Origin of the sequence: Halorubrum sp. Ea1 (assembly GCF_002252965.1) — an archaeon.
In the GTDB taxonomy this organism is placed as follows: domain Archaea; phylum Halobacteriota; class Halobacteria; order Halobacteriales; family Haloferacaceae; genus Halorubrum.
In genome coordinates this window covers 1-21,111 of the sequence record NZ_NHPG01000119.1, presented here as the reverse complement: position 1 = coordinate 21,111, position 21,111 = coordinate 1, and the positions used below count along the sequence as shown (strand labels likewise).

Below are 21,111 nucleotides of genomic sequence, written 5' to 3'. Positions count from 1 at the left end.
TTCTCCCGATACGGCTGATCCACGTGGGTGTCGAAGCGTTTGTTTTTAATACTCAAATCTATTAAATAGAATATATGATGAACAGAGTATTTCACAATAGTGTTCGATCCTCAGCGGTGAGTTCGAGGTGATGAGCCTCGATCAAGCGACTGTCGATCAACAATCAGCGCCCTCTCTTTCCCGGAACGAAGTTTATGAAATATTAAGTAACCCACGAAGACGCTATTCCCTCCACGCGATTAAGAACGAGGACGGCACCACGGAGCTCTCGGACGTCGCCGAGCAGGTCGCGGCGTGGGAGAACGACAAATCGGTCTCCGAGATCACCTCCAGCGAGCGGCACCTCGCGTACAGTTCGATACAGCAGAACCACATCCCGAAGTTAGAGCGCGCGGGCATCATCACCCACGACAGCGGGACGATCGAGCTGACCGAGGAGGCGCGGGACCTCGACGTGTACGTCGACGTCGTGCCCGGCGACTCGATCCCGTGGGCCGAGTACTACCTCGGTCTCGGTGCTGTCTCGCTCGGCCTCGTCGCCGCCGTGTGGGTCGGCGTCTTTCCGGAGTCGGTGCCGAGCCTCGCGTGGGCGGCGGTAATCGCGGTGTTGTTCACCGCCTCCGCGGCGTTCCACGTGTTCCAGAACCGGGAGATGAACCTCGGCACCGACGGGAAGCCGCCGGAGCTCAGAGATGGGCGATAACAAGAAGTGGACGCGACGGGCCGCCGTCGGCTCCCTCGCCAGCGGCGGCGGACTCCTGCTGTTCGGCACCGGCGGATCGACGCAGATCTCCACGTATCGGGATGTCGAGGTCAACGCGGGCGACGGCGACGACGCGGTGTTACAGTTCGTCGATAAGTCTTCAAAAGCGGAAACCGTCGAGTTCGGTGGCTCGGCTGTGGTGTACAAAATAAAGGACAATATCGGCGCCTTCGACTCAGAAAAGAGCGAAGTCACTGTCGTTGGACCCGAACCTTCTAAAGCGGTGTTTTCCGACGGTGACGAGGACGACTCGTACGTGGTGGAAGTGAGTTGCTCTGACGGATCGAGCGTCTACGGCTCATACAATATCGAGTTGGCTTTCAGGGCGGTTTTTGAGGGAAAGGAGTTCACAATTACCGCAACTCGTACCACGGACGATCCAGTTGACATCAACTGCTACGACTACGGCAGTTCTAACAATTACAGGGATTCCGGTGACGAAGGACAGGCCGACCATCCGGAAGATGCCGCGGGAAACATCCTGCTTCCCGGAAATGTAAATAAGAAAGACACCGATTACGCAACTATTTCGAAGTCGGGGGAAAGGGCAAAAGTCGGTTACGCCCTTCCCCCAGTCTCGTTCGACGGCCCGTATCAATTAGCAGTTGACGTGAGCAAAGTTTCTGGAAACTGGTCTGTATACCTCGTTGACGGCGATGGAGATCGGCTAACCTACAACCAGGGCAGCAAGGGCAAATTGCAAAATACGAGAACAGTAATAGTCGAATTCACCGACGATGAAAGCGAAGCGATAGAAAATAGTGGGGAACTATATCTTATATTTGGAACGAATGACACTGGAAATAATCGCGTGGAAGTCGGCTACTTCGAATTGCAAGAAAGAGCCGAGTAGGCTCCCTCGGAATTATTTAAACAGCCGCCGAAGTTGAACGCTCAGCGATGCACCGCGTCTCCGTTCTCGAACCCGCCTCGATCCGGACCCGAGGAACGCCCCTAGCAGCGTGGCGATGCTCCCGAGCACTAACAGATTGAACGCGCCCACCGCGACGGCCGGATGGATCGAGTGGAGCCGGAGGATCACGGCGGGCGGAACCACGAGGAAGTACCGGTGTTCGGAGACCGCGACCGTCGCGCGTTCTCCGGGTCCCGGGGCGGTCGTCGACAGCGTCGCCGTCGCCGACTCCCCCCGCGGAACGGCCAACTGATTCCGGTCGAACTCGCTCTCCGGATGGCTCGTTTCGAGCACGACGAGCATCGTGATGAGCCCGTTGTTCTCCGCGGTGAACCCGTTCTCGACCTGCCCGCCGGGAGCCGTGCCCGCCGGGAGGTCGTCGCCGTCGACGGTCACGTGATGCGTGCTGCTGGGCGCGATCATCGCCGCGTTGGCCGGAATGAGTATCAACAGCGCCAGGAGGAGCGCGACCCAGCGAGCGTCGAGCCCGTCGTCGCCCCGCGACCGGTCGCGGCTCCGCGTCCGCCGCCCGTTGTTCCGGAGGTCGTCGACGAGGACGACGAGGAACAGCGCGAGTCCGACGGAGATGAACAGCCCGCTGAGCCCGCGTTGGTCCGGCGACCAGTCGAGACCGACCGCCGTCGCGAGCCCGACGACGGCGCCCGTCGCCGCCTCTCGGAGCCCCGTGATCGCGGTCCCGAGTCCCGGGACCCGCACCACGTCGCCGTTCACCTGCAGCGCCGTCGCGACGATCCGGTCGTCGGTGACGGGCGGTTCGTCGCCGTCCTGGTCCCGAAACGGGTTGTTGTCGCCCTTCGTCAGGTAGCCGTCCGGAGTCGTCCCCACGACGCGGTGCGTCGTCGTTCCGCCGCCGTCGAGTTCGAACGCCTCGAAGACGACGACGTCGCCCTCGTCGACGGGGCCGGACACCGCCGCCGGCACGGCGACGAACCCGTCCCCGGCCTCCAGCGTCGGCGCCATGCTTCCGGAGGTGACGTATCCCAGAAACACCGGCTGTCCGGCGAGCTGACCGACGACGAGCGCGATGACGACGAGCACGGCGAGGACGGCGAACGCGTCTCTCGCCGCCTCCCGTGACATGTAGGTATGAACACGGCGTCGGGACTTAAAACATCGAACGCGATTCGGTGACGCGAGACCCGCTCTCAAGCCGCGTCCCGCGACCGGTCGACGTCCGGTCATCGCGAATCAGTACGTTCGGCGCGGGCGGAATCGTTCGGTGGAACCGGGCAGCGCAGATAGCGCCGGGGAGCCGGTCCGTCTCTACTCGCTCGCGCCCCAGCTCTCGACGCGCTTCGGCCGGTCGGAGACGGCCATCACGTCGAGGTCGTCGTCGGCGTGCGCGATCGCTTCCAGCGCGGCCTTCGCCGAGGCGTGCGTCGAGAAGTAGGTGATCTCCTCTTCGACCGCCACTTCGAGCAGCTCGCGCTGCCGAGAGACGATGAGATCGATCTCGCCGCGCTTCGCGGCCTCGATCAGGTCCGTCGCCGTCGAGAGCTCGAAGTGCTCGGCGTACCCCTCGACCAGCGCCTCGCCGGCCTCGGTGTCGGGGTCCGGGAACTCCTCCGCGGAGAGGTCGACGACGGCCGTGCCGGACTCGGGGATCGGCTTGCCGGTGGAGTCCTGCGCCTTGTCGTACGCCTTGCCGAACGACCGGGCCGTGCCCATCACTTCGCCGGTCGACTTCATCTCGGGGCCGAGCCGCGGGTCCGACCCCGGCAGGCGGTCGAACGGCAGGACGACCTCCTTCACGCTGCGGTGTTCGGGGATCTGCTCGTCGGCGTCGAGGTCGGCGAGCGTCAGGTCGTCCGTCATCACCTTCGCGGCGAGCTTCGCGATCGGGACGCCCGTGGCCTTCGAGACGAACGGGACCGTCCGCGAGGAGCGCGGGTTCGCCTCCAGCACGTACACCTCGCTGTCGACGTCGTCGCCGACGCCCGTCACCGCGAGCTGGACGTTGAGCAGGCCGACCGTGTCGAGTGCGCGGGCGATGTCCTCGGTGACCTCGCGGACCCGCGCCATCGTCTCCTCGTCGAGCGAGCGCGGCGGGATCATGCACGCGGAGTCGCCCGAGTGGACGCCCGCGCTCTCGACGTGCTCCATCACGCCGCCAAGGAGCACGTCCTCGCCAGGGCGAGACTCCGTCTCGCTTGCAGGCGCGTGTGACGCGCCGACGTCCGCCACGGCGTCGACGTCCAGTTCGACGGCGTCGTCGAGGAACTGGTCGATCAGGATCGGCTTATCGGGGGAGACCCGGACGGCCTCCTCGATGTACTCCTCGAGTTCCGGGTCGTCCTCGACGACCCGCATGGCGCGACCGCCGAGGACGTACGAGGGCCGGACGAGGACGGGGTAGCCGATGTCGTGGGCCAGCTCCAGCGCCTCCGCTTCGCTCGTCGCGGTGCCGCCCTTCGGCTGGGCGACTCCCATCTCGTCCATCAGGACGTTGAAGCGGTCGCGGTCCTCGGCGAGGTCCATCGCCTCGACGCTCGTCCCCATGATCTCGCAGTCGAGCCCGCGGCGTTCCAGCTCGGCTTCGAGCGGTTCGCCGATGTTCACGGACGTCTGTCCGCCGAACTGGACCATCACGCCGTCGGCGCCGGTCGCCTCGGCCACGTCGGCGACCTCCTCGGCGGATATCGGGTCGAAGAACAGCCCGTCGGAGGTGTCGTAGTCCGTCGACACGGTCTCGGGGTTGTTGTTGACGACGTGCGCCTCGATGCCGAGCTCGCGCAGCGCCTGGATCGCGTGGACCGAGCAGTAGTCGAACTCGACGCCCTGCCCGATGCGGATCGGGCCGCCGCCGACGACGACCACGCTGTCGACGCTCTTGTCGACGACGAGCTCGCCGGCCGCGGCGTCGCCCTTCAGCGGTCCGCGGTTGAACTCCGACTGACGGGCGGAGTAGTAGTACGGGGTCTCGGCGGCGAACTCGCCGGCGCAGGTGTCGACCTGTTTGTACGTCCGACCGGGGACGTCCTCCTCGACGGCATCGACGTCGACGCCGCCGGCGAGGGCGGCGATCTCGGCGTTCGTGTGGCCCGCGGTGGCCGCCTGCGCGAACTCGCCGTCCTGAGCGGCCTGCGCGGAGTCGCTGACGCGTTTGAACCGTTCGAGGTACCACGGCTTGATCCCGGTCAGCGCCTCCACGTCCGCGACCGTGTAGCCGCGGTCGAACGCCTCGAACATCGCGTACGGGCGGTCCGGGCTCGGGCGTTCGAGGTACTCGGTCTCCAGCGTGTCGTCGTCGACGGTCGCCCAGTCGACGGCGGGGTCGTACTCGGACGAGCGGAGCGACTTCAGGAGGCTCTCCTCGAAGTTCCGGCCGATCGCCATCGCCTCGCCGGTGGACTTCATCGCCGTGCCGAGCTCGAAGTCGACGTCGTCGAACTTGTCGATGGGCCAGCGCGGCACCTTCGTCACCACGTAGTCGATGGCTGGCTCGAAGGCTGCGGTCGTCTCGCCGGTGATCTCGTTGTCGATCTCGTGGAGGCGCTTGCCGAGCGCGACCTTGGCCGTCACGCGGGCGATCGGGTAGCCAGTCGCCTTCGACGCGAGCGCCGAGGAGCGGGAGACGCGCGGGTTCACTTCCACCACGCGGTACTCGCCGCCCGGCGTCCCGTCGTCGTGCCACGCGAACTGGATGTTACAGCCGCCCTGGATACCGAGGTCGCGGATGACTTCGAGCGCGGCGTCGCGCATCTCTTGATGCCCGTCGTCGGGGATCACCTGGGACGGGGTGACGACCGTCGATTCGCCGGTGTGGATCCCCATCGGGTCGATGTTCTCCATGTTGCAGATGATGATACAGGAGTCGTCGGCGTCCCGCATCACCTCGTACTCGAGCTCGACCCACCCCGCGATGGACTCCGTGATAAGCACCTCGCTGTTCCGCGAGAGGCGGAGCCCCTTGCGGACGCGCTCGACGAGCTTCTCGAAGTCGTCGACGACTCCGGAGCCCGAGCCACCGAGCGTGTAGGTCGTGCGGGCGATGACGGGGAGCCCGCCGACCGCGTCGACCGCCTCCCGGACGCGCCCGCGGAACGCCTCCTCGTCGAAGTCGGTGACCGACTCGCCCTCGTCCAGCGAGATGGTCGTCGACTTGGGCACCGGCTGCCCGAGGCCCTCCATCCGCTGACGGAACAGGTCGCGGTCCTCCGTCGCGTAGATGGTGTCGAGCGGCGTCCCCATCACCTCGACGTCGTGTTCCTCCAAGATCCCCTCCTCGGCGAGCTCGGCGGTGACGTTGAGTCCGGTCTGGCCGCCGAGCCCGGCGATGACGCCGTCGGGCTCTTCGATCCTGATGACCTCGGCGATCGCCTCCGGCGTGATCGGCTCGATGTACACCCGGTCCGCGGTCTCCGGGTCGGTCATGATCGTCGCCGGGTTCGAGTTCACTAGCACGACGCGGGCCCCCTCCTCCTGGAGGGCGCGACACGCCTGTGCGCCGGAGTAGTCGAATTCCGCCGCCTGTCCGATCTGGATCGGCCCGCTACCGATGAGTAGAATGGTCCGGTCCTCGCTCATTATCGCGACGGAGTACGCTCATCGTAATAAGGCCGACGATAGAATACGAATCTCGCAGCGAGTTTGCGATTTTCGCAAGGTACGTCGAGACATAGCACGCGAGACGGTTTGGCACACGACCCGGTGACTTATGCCGACGTCGGACGCAAGCCGCCAGCATGTCGTTTACGACGCCCCCGCCGCTCGGGGACGACCAGGCGCTCGCGGTCGTGGCGCCCTCGCGGCCGGCCGAGGCGACGAAGCTCTGGATCGGCCGCGAACGACTCTCGGCCCTCGGCGTCGAGACGCGCGTGTTCCCGACCGCGGACCCCGATCGAGAGGAGCCGGCGTCGCCGGCGGCGCGCGCGGCCGACGTCGAGGACGCCTTCGCCGACCCGGAGATCGGCGCCGTGATGGCGTACACCGGCGGCGACGACCAGATACGCGTCCTGCGGCACCTCGACGGCGACGCGCTCGCCGCGAATCCGACCCGCTTCTTCGGGTACAGCGACAACGACAACCTCCGGCTGTTCCTCTGGAACCGCGGGATCGTCAGCTACGGGCTCGGGATCCACCCGGACCTCGTCTGTGACCCAGAGCTACACCCCTACACCGAGCGGCACCTCCGGCGCGCGCTGTTCGAGGACTCCCTCGGCGCCGTCGAACCGGCAGACGAGTGGACCGACGACTGGTTCGACTTCGAGACGGGCGAGGCGCGCGCGTGGCGCGAGAACCCGGGGCCGACGACGTGGGTCGGTCCGGACGCCGATCCCGAGGACCCCGTCCGCGGCCGAGTGTGGGGCGGCTCCTTCGGGATCGTGAAGTGGCACCTCCAGGCGGGCCGATACCTGCCGGACCCCGAGCGGCTCGACGAGGCCGTCCTCGCACTGGAGACCTCGGAGGACGTGCCCCCGCCGCGCGAGGTCGGCTACACCCTCCGCGCGATGGGCGAGCGCGGGCTCTTGGAGCGGTTCGACGGGGTCCTCGTCGGTCGTCCGCGGACGAACGCGCCGACCCTGGAGTGGGACCCGGACCCGAACGAGTACCCGGCGGAACTGGAGCGCGTCGTGACTCGCGAGGTGGAACGGTACGCCTCCGACGCGGCGGTCGGGTTCGGCTACGACTTCGGCCACACGGACCCGTCGTTCCCGCTCCCGATCGGCGCGGTCGCGACGCTCGACCCGACGGACGGCGCGCTCCGGTTCGGGCCGGATTGACTGCGGTCCCCTCGTTCGCCGGCGGGGGCGCCGCGACCCCGCCGCCGGGATCGCCCCGGCCGCGCCGCCGCGGTCAGGTCTCCAGCCGGTACCGGTACGGGCGGTCCGAGATGACCTCGACCTCGCCGCGCTCGGCCCACCGGCCCAGCACGGTCGCGACGCGGTGCGGGCTGTCGATCTCCTCGCACTCGTCGGCGAGCGCGAGGATCTCCCGCGCCGTCAGCGGCTCGTCGGCCTCGGTGAGCACGCTGCGGATTCGGTCGTATCGGTCGTATTCGCCGCCGCTCATACGTCCTACGTACGGTAGGGCGACATATAGGCTTCAGTGAGACAGGAGTCGGACAACTGTCTGACACGAACGTCGAAACGGACGCTCACCGCGGATTCGGAGGGCTTCGACCGTCTCGTCCCGTCCTCCTTTCACCCGTCGGCCGTCAGGCGTACGGGTCTTCGGCTTCCAAGTCGCGCTCGGCGCGGTACTGCTCGACGAACTCGGTCACGTCGAACTCGACCATCTCCGCTTCGAACGCCGAGAGCGCCTCGTCGTCGTCGGCGTGGCTCACGGCGTGTTCCATCAGTTCGACGACGAGTTCGACGACGATCTCGTGGAGCCGCCGGGAGTCGAAGTCGGCCACCCACGTCATCGCGTAGCCGACGTCCGCGTTCTCGCTGGCGTCGTACGCGACGACGGCCTCCGGGAACTCCTCTAGCACGACGCCGAGCAGGTGCGGCGTGTCGAACTCCGGCATCTCCTCGCTGGTCGTCTCGATCGCCTCGCGGAGCACCTCGACGAGGAAGTCGGGGAGGAAGCGCTCCGGTGGGTGCACGTCCATCACGACCGCGTGCGTCTCGCCGCAGTCGCACTCGAACTCGCGCATCCCGAGGTCCAGCTCGCCGGCCGCTATCGTCTGTCCGCAGGGCAGCTCCAGCGTGTTCTCGTCACCGCCCGGGACGCGCGGCTGGGACATGGGATTCCTTGGTCGCTGTCGGGGTTAAAAGACGCGGAACGAGACGCGCCTGGGCCGCGCTCGCGGTCGGCGACGCTGACCTACTCGTCGTCGTGTTCCTCGGGATCGGAGCCGTCGTCGTCCCCAGAACTCTGCTCGTCGTCGTCTCCAGCGCCATGCTCGTCGTCGTCTCCAGCGCCATGCTCGTCGTCGTGCCCAGCGCCCCGCTCGTCGAGTTCCTCATCGCTACCGTGCGTCTCCACCTCGGCTTCGATATCGATCTCGACGCCGCCGGCCTCGTAGCTCGCTTCCACGAGCTCGGCGTCGTCGCGCTCGATCTCCAGCTCGTCGCTGTCGACCTCGACTTCCACCTCAACGTCGACGGTGACCTCGTCGGACATAGCCGGGCGTCGATACGCCCCCCAGACGAAAAAACGGTCGGCGGTGGGAGACGGCGGTGCCGCCTACTGAAACCCGATCCGGCCGCCGGTGTCGCGGAGCGTCTCGCCGCCGCCGCCGAACTGCTGTTCGATCTCCTCGTAGTACGAGAGGATGTCGTCGTTGACGGTCGGCCGCACCGACTCCATGGCGCGCCGGAAGTGCTTCATCTCGACCTCCTCGGCGTCGTCGTCGTCGCGTAGCGCCTCGATGGCGGCCTCGCGGGCGATCCCCTCGAGGTCGGAGCCGACGTAGCCGTCCGTGATCTCCGCGACCTCGCGGAGGCTCACGTCGGGCGCGAGCGGCGTGTCCTGCGTGTGGATGTCGAGGATCTGTTCGCGGCCCTCCTGGTCCGGCTGGCCGATCATCACGAGCCGGTCGAACCGGCCAGAGCGAAGCAGCGCGGGGTCGATCATGTCGGGGCGGTTCGTGGCCCCGATCACCATCACGTCGCCCATGTCCTCCAGCCCGTCGAGCTCGGTGAGCAGCTGGTTGACGACGCGCTCGGAGACGTTGTTCCCCATCTCCTGGCCGCGAGAGGGCGCGAGGCTGTCGAGCTCGTCGAAGAAGATGATCGTCGGGCTCACCTGCCGGGCCTTCCGGAAGGTCTGCCGGATCGCCTTCTCCGACTCGCCGACCCACTTCGAGAGCAGCTGCGGCCCCCGAACCGAGATGAAGTTCGCGTTCGTCTCGTTGGCGACGGCCTTCGCCATCAGCGTCTTCCCGGTGCCGGGCGGGCCGTACAGCAGGACGCCCTTCGGCGCGTCGACGCCCATCCGGTCGAACTTCTCCGGCGAGGTGAGCGGCCACTCCACCGACTCCTGGACCTGCTCTTTGGCCTCGCTGAGCCCGCCGACGTCGTCCCACGATATCTTCGGGAGCTCGACGAGCACCTCGCGCATCGCCGACGGCTCCACCTCCGTGAGCGCGCCGGAGAAGTCGTCGCGCTTGACGATCATCCGGTCGATCAGGCTCGGCGGCACCTCCTCGTCGTCGAGGTCGATCTCGGGGAGGTAGCGCCGGAGCGCCTTCATCGCGGCCTCCTTCGTCAGGCTCTCGATGTCGGCGCCGACGAAGCCGTGCGTCTCGTCGGCGAGGTGGTCGAGGGAGACGTCGTCCGAGAGCGGCATTCCGCGGGTGTGGATCTGGAGGATCTCCTTGCGGCCCGTCTCGTCGGGGACGCCGATCTCGATCTCGCGGTCGAACCGGCCGGGGCGGCGGAGCGCCGGGTCGACGCTGTCCACGCGGTTGGTCGCCCCGATGACGACCACCTGCCCGCGCGTCTCGAGGCCGTCCATCATCGTGAGGAGCTGCGCGACGACGCGGCGCTCGACCTCGCCCGTCACGTCCTCGCGCTTGGGCGCGATCGAGTCGAGCTCGTCGATGAAGATGATGCTCGGGCTCTCCTCTTTCGCGTCCTCGAAGATCTCCCGGAGCTGCTGTTCGGACTCGCCGTAGTACTTCGAGATGATCTCCGGGCCGGCGATCGAGAAGAACGACGCCGACGTCTCGTTGGCGACGGCCTTCGCGAGCAGGGTCTTCCCCGTGCCCGGCGGACCGTGCAGGAGGACCCCCTGCGGCGGCTCGATCCCGAGCTTCGAGAAGATCTGCGGGTGTTTCATCGGCAGTTCGACCATCTCACGGACGCGCTGGATCTCTTTCTGCAGGCCGCCGATGTCCTCGTAGGTGATCCCGCCGCCCGTCTTCTCGAATCCGGAGATCGGCTCCTCGCGGAGCTCGACTTCGGTGTCCTCGGTGATCAGACAGACGCCGTCGGGCTCGGTCTCCACCGCGATCAGCGGGATCGCCTGCCCGGGCGACCGCATGAACGGGTGGTTCGTCGAGGACATCACCGGCACGATGTCGCGCTCGACGACCGGCCGCTTGAGGATCTGACGTTTCACCATGCCGGCGGCGTCGGAGCCGAATTGGACCGACGCCTCCTCCGGCGGGGCCAGCACGAGCTTGTCGGCCTTCTCCGCCTCGGCCTTCCGGATGGTCACGCGCTCGCCGATACCGACGTCGGCGTTCTGCCGCGTGAAGCCGTCGACGCGGACCGTGTCGGTGTTCCAGTCTTGGCGGTCGGCGCGCCAGACCTTCGCGGCGGTCGTCTCCGAGCCCTCGATCTCGATGATGTCGCCGGGCGAGAGCTTGAGGTGCAACAGCGTGTCGGGGTCGAGGCGGGCGATGCCGCGTCCCGAGTCGTTCGGGTACGCCTTCGCCACTTCGAGTTGGACTTCGTTCATGATTCCTCGCGGGGGTTACCCGTATCTCCATCCGGTTCGGGAATAAGCCTGTTGCCCCTGGCGGTGCCGCCGGCCAGTCCGGGAGAACCGGGGCCCGCGGCGGACTGTGTCATCATATGGCATGGTACGGACCCCCGACGTAAAACGCCGTCGTAAGCGTGCGTTTTCGCCGTCGATCCGGAGGGGATCGCGACGGACGCTTTTTGACCGCTCGAACCGACGTTCGGGTGTGTTCGACTCGCTCTCGGGGCCGATGCGCTCGCTGCTCTCTCGGGTCGCGTTCCTCGCGGCCGGCGCGCTCGTCGGCCTCGGACTGTACGCGCTCGACGCCGGCGGCGTCCTCGTCGTCCCGCTCTCGGTGATCGGGGCGCTGGTGCTCGGCGAACTGTACCTGTTCGCGGCCGCCGAGGCCTCGTAGCGCCGCCGTCGCCGTCGACGACGGTCCCGACGTCCGGTCCCGGATCACGGGGTATATGTCCCGCGCTCGCCTCCGGTCCGCCATGCGAACGCTCGTCTTCGACGGCCGGACAGGCGCCGCCGGCGACATGATCTGCGCCGCGCTGATCGCGGCCGGCGCCGACCCCGACGCCCTCTCGCCCGTGACCGACAGGCTCCCGGTTCGGTACGAGGTCGGGGAGACGACGAACAAGGGGATCCGAGCGACGACGGTCGACGTGCTACTCGCGGAGTCGGGGGACGACGAGGGTCGCGACGGTGAGGTGCGCGACGCCGGCCGACCCGCAGAGAGCGGTCACGAGGTCGATCCCGAGAGTGACCACGATCACGGGGACGGTCACAGCCATACCCACGACCACGGGGACGGTCACAGCCATACCCACGACCACGGGGACGGTCACAGCCACACCCGCGATCATGGTCACGACCACGGGGACGACGACGAGGACGGCGACCGAAAACGCGCCCACGGCCACGCCGAGGGCGCCGGCGTCCACCGCAGCTACCCCGAGGTCGTCGCGCTCGTCGAGTCGATGGACCTCCCCGCGTCCGTCGAGTCGCTCGCGCTCGACGCCTTCGAGCGCCTCGGTCGCGCCGAGGCGTCGGTCCACGGCACCGACCTCGACGAGACGCACTTCCACGAGGTCGGCGCGGACGACGCGATCGCCGACGTGGTCGGGGCGGCGCTCCTCCTGAACGACCTCGACCCCGACCGCGTCCTCACCACGCCGGTCGCGACCGGCGGCGGCGAAGTCGAGATGAGCCACGGCGTCTACCCGGTCCCCGCGCCCGCGACGACCGAGATCGCGGCGGCCGCGGACTTCTCGGTGGTCGGCGGCCCCGTCGACCGCGAACTGCTCACGCCGACCGGGGCCGCGATACTGGCCGCCGTCGCCGAGGGCGTCGACCGGCTCCCACCGCTCGACGTGGACGCCGTCGGCTACGGGGCGGGCGACGCGACGCTCCCCGACCATCCGAACGTCCTCCGCGTCCTCGCCGGCGACGGCGGCGACAACCGCGACGAGGGCGCGGCGGCGAACGTCGACGACGGGCTCGTCCGCGACGAGATCGCGGTCCTGGAGACGAACCTCGACGACGCGTTGCCGGAGGTGCTCGGCGGGCTTCAGGAGACGCTCACGCGCGCCGGCGCCCGCGACGTGACCATCCTCCCGACGACGATGAAGAAGTCGCGGCCGGGACACCTCGTGAAGGTCGTCTGCAAGCCCGACGACGCCGAGGCGGTGGCGGAACGGCTCGCCCGCGAGACGGGGACCCTCGGCGTCCGGCAGTCGGGCGCGAGCCACCGGTGGATCGCGGACCGCGCCTTCGAGACGGCGACGCTCGCGGTCGACGGCGACGCCCACGAGGTGTCGGTGAAGGTGGCCTCGACCGCCGACGGCGACGTCTACGACGTGAGCGCCGAGTACGACGACGCGGTCGCGGTCGCCGAGGCCGCGGGGCTCCCGATCCGGGACGTGCTCCGGCGGGCCGAGGCGCAGGTCCGCGACCGGGCGGGCGAGTGACGGAAACCGATCGAAACCGTCCCGGTCACTCCGGAGGATCGACCCGTTCGACGCGCTCTGGTTCCACGCCGAACCGGTCCGCCAGGCGCGACGCGATGCGGTCCGCGACGCCGCCGGGCGGCTCCGATCGCGGGCCCCCACCGGGTCTCCCTCTCGTCTCGTCGTTGGGTCTCCCTCTCGTCTCGTCGTTGGGTCTCCCTGCCGTCTCCCCGTCGGGGTCGGCGACCGGACCCTCGTCCTCGACGGAGAGGGTCGCGACCGCCTCGACCGTGGTGTCGTTCAGGCCCGGCCGGACTCCGGCGATCGTCAGATCCTCGACGGTCACGCCGTCGACGCGCTCCAGCTGTCGCCGGGCGCCCGCCGCGAGGTCGCCCCCGGCCGCCTGCGAGACGCGAACGGTCACCGTCGCTTCCACCGTCTGCGTGCGGATGGCTGCTGCCATGAGGCCCTCGCCGCGAGTCGAACGCGGTGCGACCTCGAACGCCGCGGGTCGCCGTCGACGCCCGCGGGAGCGGGCGGCGAGGCGGCGTCGGCGCTCGCGAGGGGAGGGTCGCGTCCGGGCAGTTCAGCGGTCGACGCGGCGGCTGGAGAGAACGGGATACGGTCCGTCCCGCGGGGGAACCTCCCCAGCCGACGCGCGTTACGCGGTCGGCCGGACGGACCGTGTGTTCGGAGCCCCGTAGCCGTTCCAGCCGAGGAGCGCGCCGCTGTCGGCGGCGGACGTCGGAACGGGGGAACGGGCGTGGGTCATACGTGGACTCCGCGGCGCGAATGCGCCGTTACTCCGTCAATATGTCGGATGGTTATTAAATCTATGGCGAGGTTGTGAGGCAGTGTCACGCGACGTCGCCTCGGCGAGGAAGGCGGTCCAGAGACCGACGGGTTCCCCGGGCGTGATCGCCGCGAATCCCCGCCGAGACCGTCGCGGGCGACGGGTTCCGTCGACGGCGAGACGACAGGCCTATGCCGAACGCCCGACCAGATACACGTAACGAAGCCACCGTTATGATCGAGCGAATCCACACGTCGGACGTCGAACCGGACGCGGACGAGGTCGCCATCGCCGGCCACGTCCACGAGATCCGCGACCTGGGAGGCCTCGTCTTCCTCATCGTGCGCGACCGCGAAGGACTCATTCAGGTCGTCTTCAAAGAGGAACGCGAGCCGGAGCTGTTCGAGGCCGTGCAGGACGCCGGCGCCGAGGACGTGGTCCGCGTGGTCGGCGAGCCGCTGGAGAGCGACCAGGCGCCCGGCGGCGTCGAGATCGCGCCGACCGAGTACGAGGTCATCGACGAGGCCGACTCCCCGCTCCCGCTGGAGATCTCGAAGGACATCGAGGTGGACCTCTCGACCCGGCTCGACAACCGCGCGCTCGACCTCCGGAAGCCGGAGACGCTCGCCGTGTTCAGCCTGCGCTCGAAGCTGATGACGGCGATGGAGGAGTGGTTCGACGACGAGGGGTTCGTCGACATCAAGACGCCGCTCATCTCGAAGGGCGGCGCCGAGGGCGGCGCGGAGCTGTTCCCGATCCTCTACTACAACAAGGACGCGTTCCTCTCGCAGAGCCCGCAGCTGTACAAGCAGATGCTGATGGCCTCCGGCTACGAGGCCGTCTACGAGACGGGCACCGCGTTCCGCGCGGAGGACTTCGCCACCTCCCGGCACGTCTCCGAGATCGCGATGTTCGACGTCGAGCTCGCGTACATCGACGACCACGACGACGTGATGGACGTCCAGGAGGAGTCGCTGCGGTACGCGCTCCGCGCGGCCGCCGAGAACGCCGAGCGCGAGTTCGACCTCCTCGACGTCGACCTCGCCGTGCCCGAGGACGACTTCCCGCGGATCACCTTCGACGAGGCGCTCGATATCCTGGAGACCGAGTACGGCCACTTCCCGGACGACCCGACCGACCTCGACACGAAGGGGGAGAAGCTGCTCGGCGAGCACTTCGAAGAGCAGGGGCATCCGGCGTTCTTCGTCGTCGGCTACCCCGACGAGAAGTTCTACTACATGCAGGACGTCCCCGAGGACGACATCGCCTCGCGGAAGTTCGACCTCATTTATAAAGGTCAGGAGCTCTCCTCGGGCGGTCAGCGCGAGCACGACGTCGACCGCATGGTCGATGTCATGGAGGAGGAGGGCGTCGAGACCGCGAACTTCGAGTTCTACATCGAGGCGCTCAGCTTCGGCACGCCGCCCCACGGCGGCTACGGGCTCGGCATCGACCGCCTCGTCCAGAAGGTCGCCGACCTCGACAACATCAAGGAGGCGATCATGTTCCCGCGCGACCCGAACCGGCTGGAGCCGTAGCCGGGTCGACCCGGGACGACCCGCCGCGTGACGGTCCGTCGCGGAGGATGGTGTTCCCCGGGAGGCGGTCGGTCGTCGCCGGTCCGGAAGGCGGTCGGTCGTCGCCGGTCCGGAAGGCGGTCGGTCGTCGCCGGAGACGTCGTCCGCGGCCGCGCCGTCGACCGCGACCGTTCGGCGTGTTCTTTTATAAGTGGTGGCCGGGAAGGTCGCGATCGAGCCGTCAGGCCGCCTGCATGCGATTAAACCGCGTTAAATCGGAGCCAAATGGGCTGAAGGGCTTCTTCCATTAAAGGAGGTCGCGCCCCGAGCGGGAATCGTCATGAACGCGATTCGAACGACACTGATCGTGGCGCTGGCCGCGGTGGTACTAGTCGGGACCGGCGCGGCCGCCGGTGCCGTCGCGGCGACGCCCGGACCGGACGACGCGTCGGGCGACGCGGGCCCGCCGAGCGACCTGCCGGACCAGGTGCCGGACTTCGTCGGCGACATCCTGAGTAGCGTGAACGACTTCCTCTCGGGCGGCGTCGACGACCTCGGTGACTCCGTGAGCGACGTCGCCGGCAACGGGGACGACGCCGACGCCGGTGACGACGCCGAGACCGACGACGAGTCGGGGGGCGCGTAACGTGACGGACCGCACGCCCGCCGCCGACGCGGCCGAGACCGATTCGGTCTCCCGACGGACCTACCTGCAGGCGACCGGCGCCGCCGCGCTCGGGGCCGCCGGGCTCGCCGGCTGCGTCGGCCGCGCGACCGGAACGCTCGCGACCAGAGTGACCGACCAGCCGGCCGACATCGGCGATTTCGAGTCGCTCGTGGTCACCGTCCAGGGGATCTGGCTCGGAGCCGCAGGCGCCGAGAGCGGCGCGGACGGAAACGAGACCGACGGTGACGGCGGCGACGACGCGAACGCGACTGACGGCGACGACGACGGCAACGAGACCGACGACGGTGACGGCGACGAACCCGCCGGTCGCGAGTACCACGAGTTCGACGAGTCACAGGAGGCGGACCTCGTCCGGCTGCAGAACGGCGAGACGCAGCTGATCGACGAACGGGAGCTGTCGGTCGGCACGTACCAGTTCCTCCAGCTCGACGTCACGAACGTCGACGGTACCCTGGAGGGCGGCGACGAGGCTGACGTCGACCTGCCCGGGAACGCGCCGCTGACGTTCAACGAGGCGTTCGAAGTCCGCGAGAACACCCGGACGAGATTCACCGCCGACTTCGCGCCGGTGCGCCGGGGGAACGGCTCGTACCTCCTGCGCCCGGTTCCGCGCGGGATCGAGGTCTCCTACGGGGGGACCGACGAGGGTGACGGCGGCGGGAACGAGTCCGACGGCGGTTCGTGAGGATCGACGGTAAGTAACCCGTAGACCCCCGTTGAAGCCGTCTCGGATCGGCGTCGCGACGGCGCCGCCGCCGCGGCTTCGGGGTTAGGGCTGGGTTCGTCCCGGGATCCGGGGTCTATGGGAATGCACGCTCGCATCGGCTATCAGAGAGGCACACGGTTCGCATCGACCGTTCGGGGGCTCGGTGCTTCCGAACGATCGGCGCGTTCCTCCCGCAGTCGCGGTCCCGATCGGGACCGCGCGAGGGCATCGACCGCCGACCGCGGCGGTCACGCCGTTGCAGCGGATTCTTCTCGCACGAACGTCCGATACAGCGGGCCGGCGAGCAGCAGCGCTCCCGTGCCGGCCATCGCGACCAGCACGGTCGGATCGACCGCGGAGAGGTCACCCGCGGCGAGCCGGTCCAGCGAGACGCCGACGGCGACGCCGACGATCACCCACGGGAGTTCGCCGGCCGCGGTTCCGAGGAGGAACGGTCGCGTGCGGACTCCAGCGGCTCCCGCCCCGACCGAGACCGCGTCTGAGGGGAGCGGAAGCAGACGGGTGGCCGCCACGGCACGGAGGCTTCCGGCGGCGGTCGCCAGCCGCTCGCCCGCGTCGCAGAGGCGGTCCGCGGTCCGAGAGGCGCCGCGGACCCGGACGCTCCCCGCCCGCGCGAGGCGGTAGGGGACGACGGCCGTCGCCACCAACAGGACGACGCCGAGCGGGACGCCGACCCAGCCGTATCCGAACCCGACGGCCACGGCGAGCAGCGTCGTCGGCCACGCTAACAGCGGCCTGACGGCGGTCAGCGCGAGCAGCGCGACCCCGAACCGGACCGGGTCGTCGGCGAGCAACGCGAGCCGTGCGACGGCGGCCTCGGGCGACGCGATCCAGGCGGCGACGGCCGCGCAGGCGACGGCGAGGCCCGCGACGAGGTATCCGAACAGCGCGAACCGGCGGTTCACGCCCAACGGTTCGCTCCGCGGCATAAACGCTTTGTGGGCCGGCGTCGCCCCGCAGTCGCGCGGTCGCGGCCGTCCGCGGCGGACCGCCTCTCCCGCCGCCGACTCACTCGTCGGCGAACGCCCGCCGGAACTCCTCCGGGAGGTGCTCCCGCTGCCACTCCTCGACCGCGTCCTCGCCGAGGACGCTCGCCCAGAGCGCGAGGAGCCCGGCGCCGAAGGCGACGCCCGGGGCGATCAGGGCCGCCGCGTCGAGGAACAGCCCGGGTTGGAAGACGAGGAACCCGATCCGGTCGCGGACCGCGCCCCAAGCCGGGCCGAACGCGATCCACCGAAACGCGAACGGTACCACCGTCACCGTCGCGACCGGGTAAGCGAGGGCGTCGGTCACCGGACCGCCCTTGCCGCGCACGAACGCGGCGGTGTAGAATCCCCAACAGGCGAGCGACGCGAACGCGGACGCGACGCGGCGCGGTCCCGCGGGTTCGCCGTGATCGAGCGCGCCGACGCCGAAAAGCAGGGCCGCGGCGCCGACGTAACCGATCAGGCACGCGACCGCGCCCCCCGCGAGCACGGCGGCGTGTTCGCCGCGGGACTGTCCGGCGAACGGCGCCAGTCCGAGGGGAACCTCCATCGAGCGCGGATGCGACCGGCGGTCGGTTGAAGCTTTCGCGTCGAGGGAGCGGTCGCGGGTGAGACGCCCGCTCAGGAGAGCTTCCCTAGCGCCTCGAAGAAGTCCGACGGGGGGCCGGCGATCCGCATCGGGGGCGTCGTCCGCTCGACGGTCACCTCGACCGGCGCCTCTAGGGTCGTCACGTTCCGCCCGTCGCTGACGACGGTCGCCTCGTCGACGCCCTCGACCGCGACCGTGACCGCGGCGTCGACGTCGACGACGAGCGGCGGCATCCCCGACTCGGCGGCCATCTCGTTCACGATGATCCCGCTCACGCCCGGGCCGACGAGCGGGCCGCGCTCGGAGAGGTTGTACGCCGTCGACCCGGTTGGGGTCGCGACGAGGACGCCGTCCGCGTGGCCGCCCGCGTAGCGGCTCCCGTCGACGCGGACCTCGTAGTCGACGCCGGCCCCGGGACCGCGGCGGTCGCTCTGGATCACGACCTCGTTCGCCGCCGGCACCGACGTCCAGTCGCCCGCGTGCGCCGCGAGCCGCGGCGCCTCCCGCACGTCCAGTTCGCCGCGACCGAACGCGTCGACCTCGGCGAGCACGGCCGCTTCGGCGTCCGACGGGGGAACCGCGTTGAGGAAGCCCACCTCCCCGAGGTTGACGCCGACGATGGGCGTGTCGCCGGCGTTGCGCGCGACGAAGAGAAACGTCCCGTCGCCGCCGACCGCGACGGCGAGGTCCGCGTCGTCGAGGGCGTCGACCGAGCGGCCGCGGTCACCCTCGCCGAGCGCGTCGGCCGTCTCCGCGTCGAGCCAGACGGACGCGCCCGCGGCGACGACGGCGTCGCGCAGCTCCGCGGCGAGGCTCGCCGCGCGCTCGCTTCCCTTCCGCGCCACGATGCCGACCTCCATGCGCCACCGATTCTCGCCACCGGACAAAAGGATGCGGACTTCGGCCCCGGCTTCCGGAAAGTTTCAAGCCGGCCGGCCGCGTTGCCAAGGACATGTCGACCGCCCACGGCCGGCTGAAACGATGAGCGAAGAGGACGACTGGTTCGAGCGCGCGCTGCGCGACCTCGACGACGAGTCCGACCGCTCGGGAGACGCCGAGGCCGACGATTTCGGGAGCGAAGACGCCGAGACCGACGACGCCGAGGCGGTGGGCGACGACGCCGAGACCGACGATGCCGAGCCGGTGGGCGACGACGCCGAGGCCGTGGGCGACGAATCCGGGAGCGACGAGGCTCCGGACCGCGGGGAGGGGGACGACCCGTTCGGCGGAGTCCGCGACGGGACGGACGAGACCGACGAGACTGGCCCGGAAGGCGGTGACGACGGCGGCGCCGAGAGCGACTCACTCGGCGGGGGATCGTTCGGTGACGACGATCCGTTCGGCGGAAGAGAGTTCGGTGAGCCTGGATCGCCGGGCGAGGCGACCGGCGAGGACTTCGGCGGCGGCGACGACTTCGGCGGCGGCGACGACTTCGGCGGCGAGGAGTTCAGTGAGGACGATTTCGGCGGCGGCGACGACCTCGGTGACGACGACTTCGGCGGGGACGCTTTCGGTGACCCGGACCCGTCCGGTGCGGACGAGAGCGCGGGGGATCCGCTCGGCGGCGCCACCGGGCCGGACGGCGACGACCCGTTCGGCGGCGGGTCCTTCGGCGAGGACGACCCGTTCGGCGGGTATCGAAACCGCGCTCCGGGCGGATCCGACGGCTTCGGCGAGTTCGGCGGCGGTGACGGCGCGGGCGGTGCCGGCGGCGCCGGCGGCGCCGAGCCCGGATTCGACGTCGACCCCGACGAGTTCGAGTCCTCGATCGAGCGCACCGACGTGGGCATCGAGGGACTCGACGAGATGATCCTCGGCGGCGTCCCGCGTCGCTCCCTGCTCTCCGTCATCGGCGGGGCGGGGACGGGGAAGACGACGTTCGCGCTCCAGTTCCTCAACGAGGCGCTCGAATCCGGGGGCAAGGGCGTGTACATCACGTTAGAGCAGACGCGCGAGTCGATCCTCTCGACCGCGTCGGAGAAGGGGTGGACGTTCCGCGACCACGCCGACGAGGGCCGCCTCGCCGTCGTCGCCATCGACCCCATCGAGATGGCGAACTCGCTGGCCTCGATCCGGAACGACCTCATCCGCCTCATCGCCGACTTCGACGCCGACCGGCTGGTGCTCGACTCCGTCTCGCTGCTGGAGATGATGTACGACCACCCGGCGAAGCGGCGCTCTGAGGTGTTCGGCTTCACCCGGTCGCTGAAGGAGGCCGGCGTGACGACGCTGTTGACCTCGGAGGCCAGCGAGGAGAACCCCTACGCCTCCCGGCACGGGATCGTCGAGTACCTCACCGACGCGGTGTTCGTGCTCCAGTACATCCGCGGCTCTGACTTCCGCGAGACGCGGCTCGCCGTCGAGATCCAGAAGATCCGCGACGCGAACCACTCGCGGGAGACGAAGCCGTACGAGATCACTGACACCGGCATCTCCGTCTACGGGCAGGCGAACATCTTCTAGTCGGGCGCGCGTTCCGTCCGCCCCGTGCCGCCGCTCGCGTCGCGCCGGTCGCTACGCGCGACTGATAGGGTTCAATTCCGTCCGGTGATTTCTCTCACTACGTTCGAGAAATGCACCGTCCGGGAATTGAACCCGGGCTATTAGCTTGGGAAGCTAATGTCCTACCACTGGACCAACGGTGCTCGCCCGGAATTATCCGACGACCACACTTTAACATAGCGTTTCCGGTGCCGGGAGCCACATGCTTAACAGGCTGCCGGGGCAGTCTATAGCATGCACTCGCAGCCGACCGAAGCCGACGTGTCCGCCGACGCGGAGGCCGTCGAGCGCGTCCGCGAG

19 protein-coding genes and 1 tRNA gene are annotated in these 21,111 nt (G+C 69.0%); 9 read left to right on the top strand and 11 right to left on the bottom strand.

What is annotated here, in order from left to right; translation table 11 throughout:
• Positions 1–130 precede the first annotated feature (130 nt).
• Both DJ73_RS14930 and DJ73_RS14925 read left to right on the top strand, forming a co-directional pair.
• Positions 131–703: a hypothetical protein gene (locus DJ73_RS14930; RefSeq protein ID WP_094558348.1), complete on the top strand. Its 573-nt coding sequence runs from the start codon at positions 131–133 to the stop codon at positions 701–703.
• On the top strand, positions 693–1,616 hold the full coding sequence (locus DJ73_RS14925) for a hypothetical protein (protein WP_094558347.1): 924 nt from the start codon (positions 693–695) through the stop codon (positions 1,614–1,616). Before DJ73_RS14930 ends, DJ73_RS14925 begins: the two co-directional genes overlap by 11 nt.
• Positions 1,617–1,628: 12 nt before the next feature.
• Here DJ73_RS14925 and DJ73_RS14920 read toward each other — a convergent pair whose 3' ends face one another.
• Both DJ73_RS14920 and carB read right to left on the bottom strand, forming a co-directional pair.
• Positions 1,629–2,777 (bottom strand): signal peptidase I, encoded by a 1,149-nt coding sequence (locus DJ73_RS14920; RefSeq protein WP_094558346.1) that lies wholly within the window; start codon positions 2,775–2,777, stop codon positions 1,629–1,631.
• Positions 2,778–2,960: 183 nt separating this feature from the next.
• Positions 2,961–6,224 carry a carbamoyl-phosphate synthase large subunit gene (carB, locus tag DJ73_RS14915; protein WP_094523754.1) on the bottom strand — a complete coding sequence of 1,088 codons (3,264 nt, stop codon included), beginning with the start codon at positions 6,222–6,224 and terminating at the stop codon, positions 2,961–2,963.
• A 158-nt stretch (positions 6,225–6,382) separates the two neighbouring features.
• Here carB and DJ73_RS14910 point away from each other — a divergent pair, with 158 nt between their 5' ends.
• Positions 6,383–7,420, top strand: a complete 1,038-nt coding sequence (locus tag DJ73_RS14910) for a S66 peptidase family protein (RefSeq protein ID WP_094558345.1) — start codon at positions 6,383–6,385, stop codon at positions 7,418–7,420.
• A gap of 73 nt (positions 7,421–7,493) precedes the next feature.
• On the opposite strand, the gene DJ73_RS14905 is transcribed toward DJ73_RS14910, so the two are convergent.
• The 4 genes from DJ73_RS14905 to DJ73_RS14890 all read right to left on the bottom strand — a co-directional run bounded on the left by DJ73_RS14905 (position 7,494) and on the right by DJ73_RS14890 (position 11,051).
• Positions 7,494–7,709: a hypothetical protein gene (locus DJ73_RS14905; protein WP_094558344.1), complete on the bottom strand. Its 216-nt coding sequence runs from the start codon at positions 7,707–7,709 to the stop codon at positions 7,494–7,496.
• Between the two features lie 145 nt (positions 7,710–7,854).
• Positions 7,855–8,388, bottom strand: a complete 534-nt coding sequence (locus DJ73_RS14900; protein WP_094523757.1) for a DUF5815 family protein — start codon at positions 8,386–8,388, stop codon at positions 7,855–7,857.
• Positions 8,389–8,468: 80 nt separating this feature from the next.
• On the bottom strand, positions 8,469–8,768 hold the full coding sequence (locus tag DJ73_RS14895; RefSeq protein ID WP_094558343.1) for a hypothetical protein: 300 nt from the start codon (positions 8,766–8,768) through the stop codon (positions 8,469–8,471).
• A gap of 63 nt (positions 8,769–8,831) precedes the next feature.
• Positions 8,832–11,051 (bottom strand): CDC48 family AAA ATPase, encoded by a 2,220-nt coding sequence (locus DJ73_RS14890; protein ID WP_094523759.1) that lies wholly within the window; start codon positions 11,049–11,051, stop codon positions 8,832–8,834.
• 229 nt (positions 11,052–11,280) lie between these two features.
• Here DJ73_RS14890 and DJ73_RS14885 point away from each other — a divergent pair, with 229 nt between their 5' ends.
• Together DJ73_RS14885 and larC are read left to right on the top strand one after the other, a co-directional pair.
• Entirely contained in the window at positions 11,281–11,469 is a 189-nt protein-coding gene (locus tag DJ73_RS14885; protein ID WP_094523760.1) for a hypothetical protein, read from the top strand.
• Positions 11,470–11,551: 82 nt separating this feature from the next.
• Positions 11,552–13,030 carry a nickel pincer cofactor biosynthesis protein LarC gene (gene larC / locus DJ73_RS14880; protein WP_094558342.1) on the top strand — a complete coding sequence of 493 codons (1,479 nt, stop codon included), beginning with the start codon at positions 11,552–11,554 and terminating at the stop codon, positions 13,028–13,030.
• A 25-nt stretch (positions 13,031–13,055) separates the two neighbouring features.
• Here the strand turns inward: larC and DJ73_RS14875 are convergent, their stop codons facing one another.
• The gene (locus DJ73_RS14875) at positions 13,056–13,472 is read right to left on the bottom strand and encodes a hypothetical protein (RefSeq protein ID WP_094523762.1); all 417 of its coding nucleotides are present in this window, start codon (positions 13,470–13,472) and stop codon (positions 13,056–13,058) included.
• Between the two features lie 563 nt (positions 13,473–14,035).
• Between DJ73_RS14875 and aspS the strand changes: the two genes are divergently transcribed.
• The 3 genes from aspS (at position 14,036) to DJ73_RS14860 (ending at position 16,692) form a co-directional block, all read left to right on the top strand.
• Positions 14,036–15,340 carry an aspartate--tRNA(Asn) ligase gene (aspS, locus tag DJ73_RS14870; RefSeq protein ID WP_094558341.1) on the top strand — a complete coding sequence of 435 codons (1,305 nt, stop codon included), beginning with the start codon at positions 14,036–14,038 and terminating at the stop codon, positions 15,338–15,340.
• Positions 15,341–15,659: 319 nt separating this feature from the next.
• The gene (locus DJ73_RS14865; RefSeq protein ID WP_094558340.1) at positions 15,660–15,965 is read left to right on the top strand and encodes a hypothetical protein; all 306 of its coding nucleotides are present in this window, start codon (positions 15,660–15,662) and stop codon (positions 15,963–15,965) included.
• A 1-nt stretch (position 15,966) separates the two neighbouring features.
• The gene (locus DJ73_RS14860) at positions 15,967–16,692 is read left to right on the top strand and encodes a DUF4382 domain-containing protein (RefSeq protein WP_094523765.1); all 726 of its coding nucleotides are present in this window, start codon (positions 15,967–15,969) and stop codon (positions 16,690–16,692) included.
• Positions 16,693–16,961: 269 nt separating this feature from the next.
• Here DJ73_RS14860 and DJ73_RS14855 read toward each other — a convergent pair whose 3' ends face one another.
• From DJ73_RS14855 to DJ73_RS14845, 3 genes are all read right to left on the bottom strand, one after another.
• Positions 16,962–17,639: a TVP38/TMEM64 family protein gene (locus DJ73_RS14855; RefSeq protein ID WP_094523766.1), complete on the bottom strand. Its 678-nt coding sequence runs from the start codon at positions 17,637–17,639 to the stop codon at positions 16,962–16,964.
• Positions 17,640–17,742: 103 nt separating this feature from the next.
• Positions 17,743–18,270, bottom strand: a complete 528-nt coding sequence (locus DJ73_RS14850) for a hypothetical protein (RefSeq protein WP_094523767.1) — start codon at positions 18,268–18,270, stop codon at positions 17,743–17,745.
• A 71-nt stretch (positions 18,271–18,341) separates the two neighbouring features.
• Positions 18,342–19,169 carry an NAD(+)/NADH kinase gene (locus DJ73_RS14845; RefSeq protein ID WP_094523768.1) on the bottom strand — a complete coding sequence of 276 codons (828 nt, stop codon included), beginning with the start codon at positions 19,167–19,169 and terminating at the stop codon, positions 18,342–18,344.
• A gap of 121 nt (positions 19,170–19,290) precedes the next feature.
• Here DJ73_RS14845 and DJ73_RS14840 point away from each other — a divergent pair, with 121 nt between their 5' ends.
• A complete protein-coding gene (locus tag DJ73_RS14840) occupies positions 19,291–20,772 on the top strand; it encodes a KaiC domain-containing protein (RefSeq protein WP_094558339.1) in 1,482 nt (493 codons plus the stop codon).
• Between the two features lie 111 nt (positions 20,773–20,883).
• Here the strand turns inward: DJ73_RS14840 and DJ73_RS14835 are convergent.
• Positions 20,884–20,954 (bottom strand) — tRNA-Gly (locus DJ73_RS14835).
• Positions 20,955–21,111: the final 157 nt, after the last annotated feature.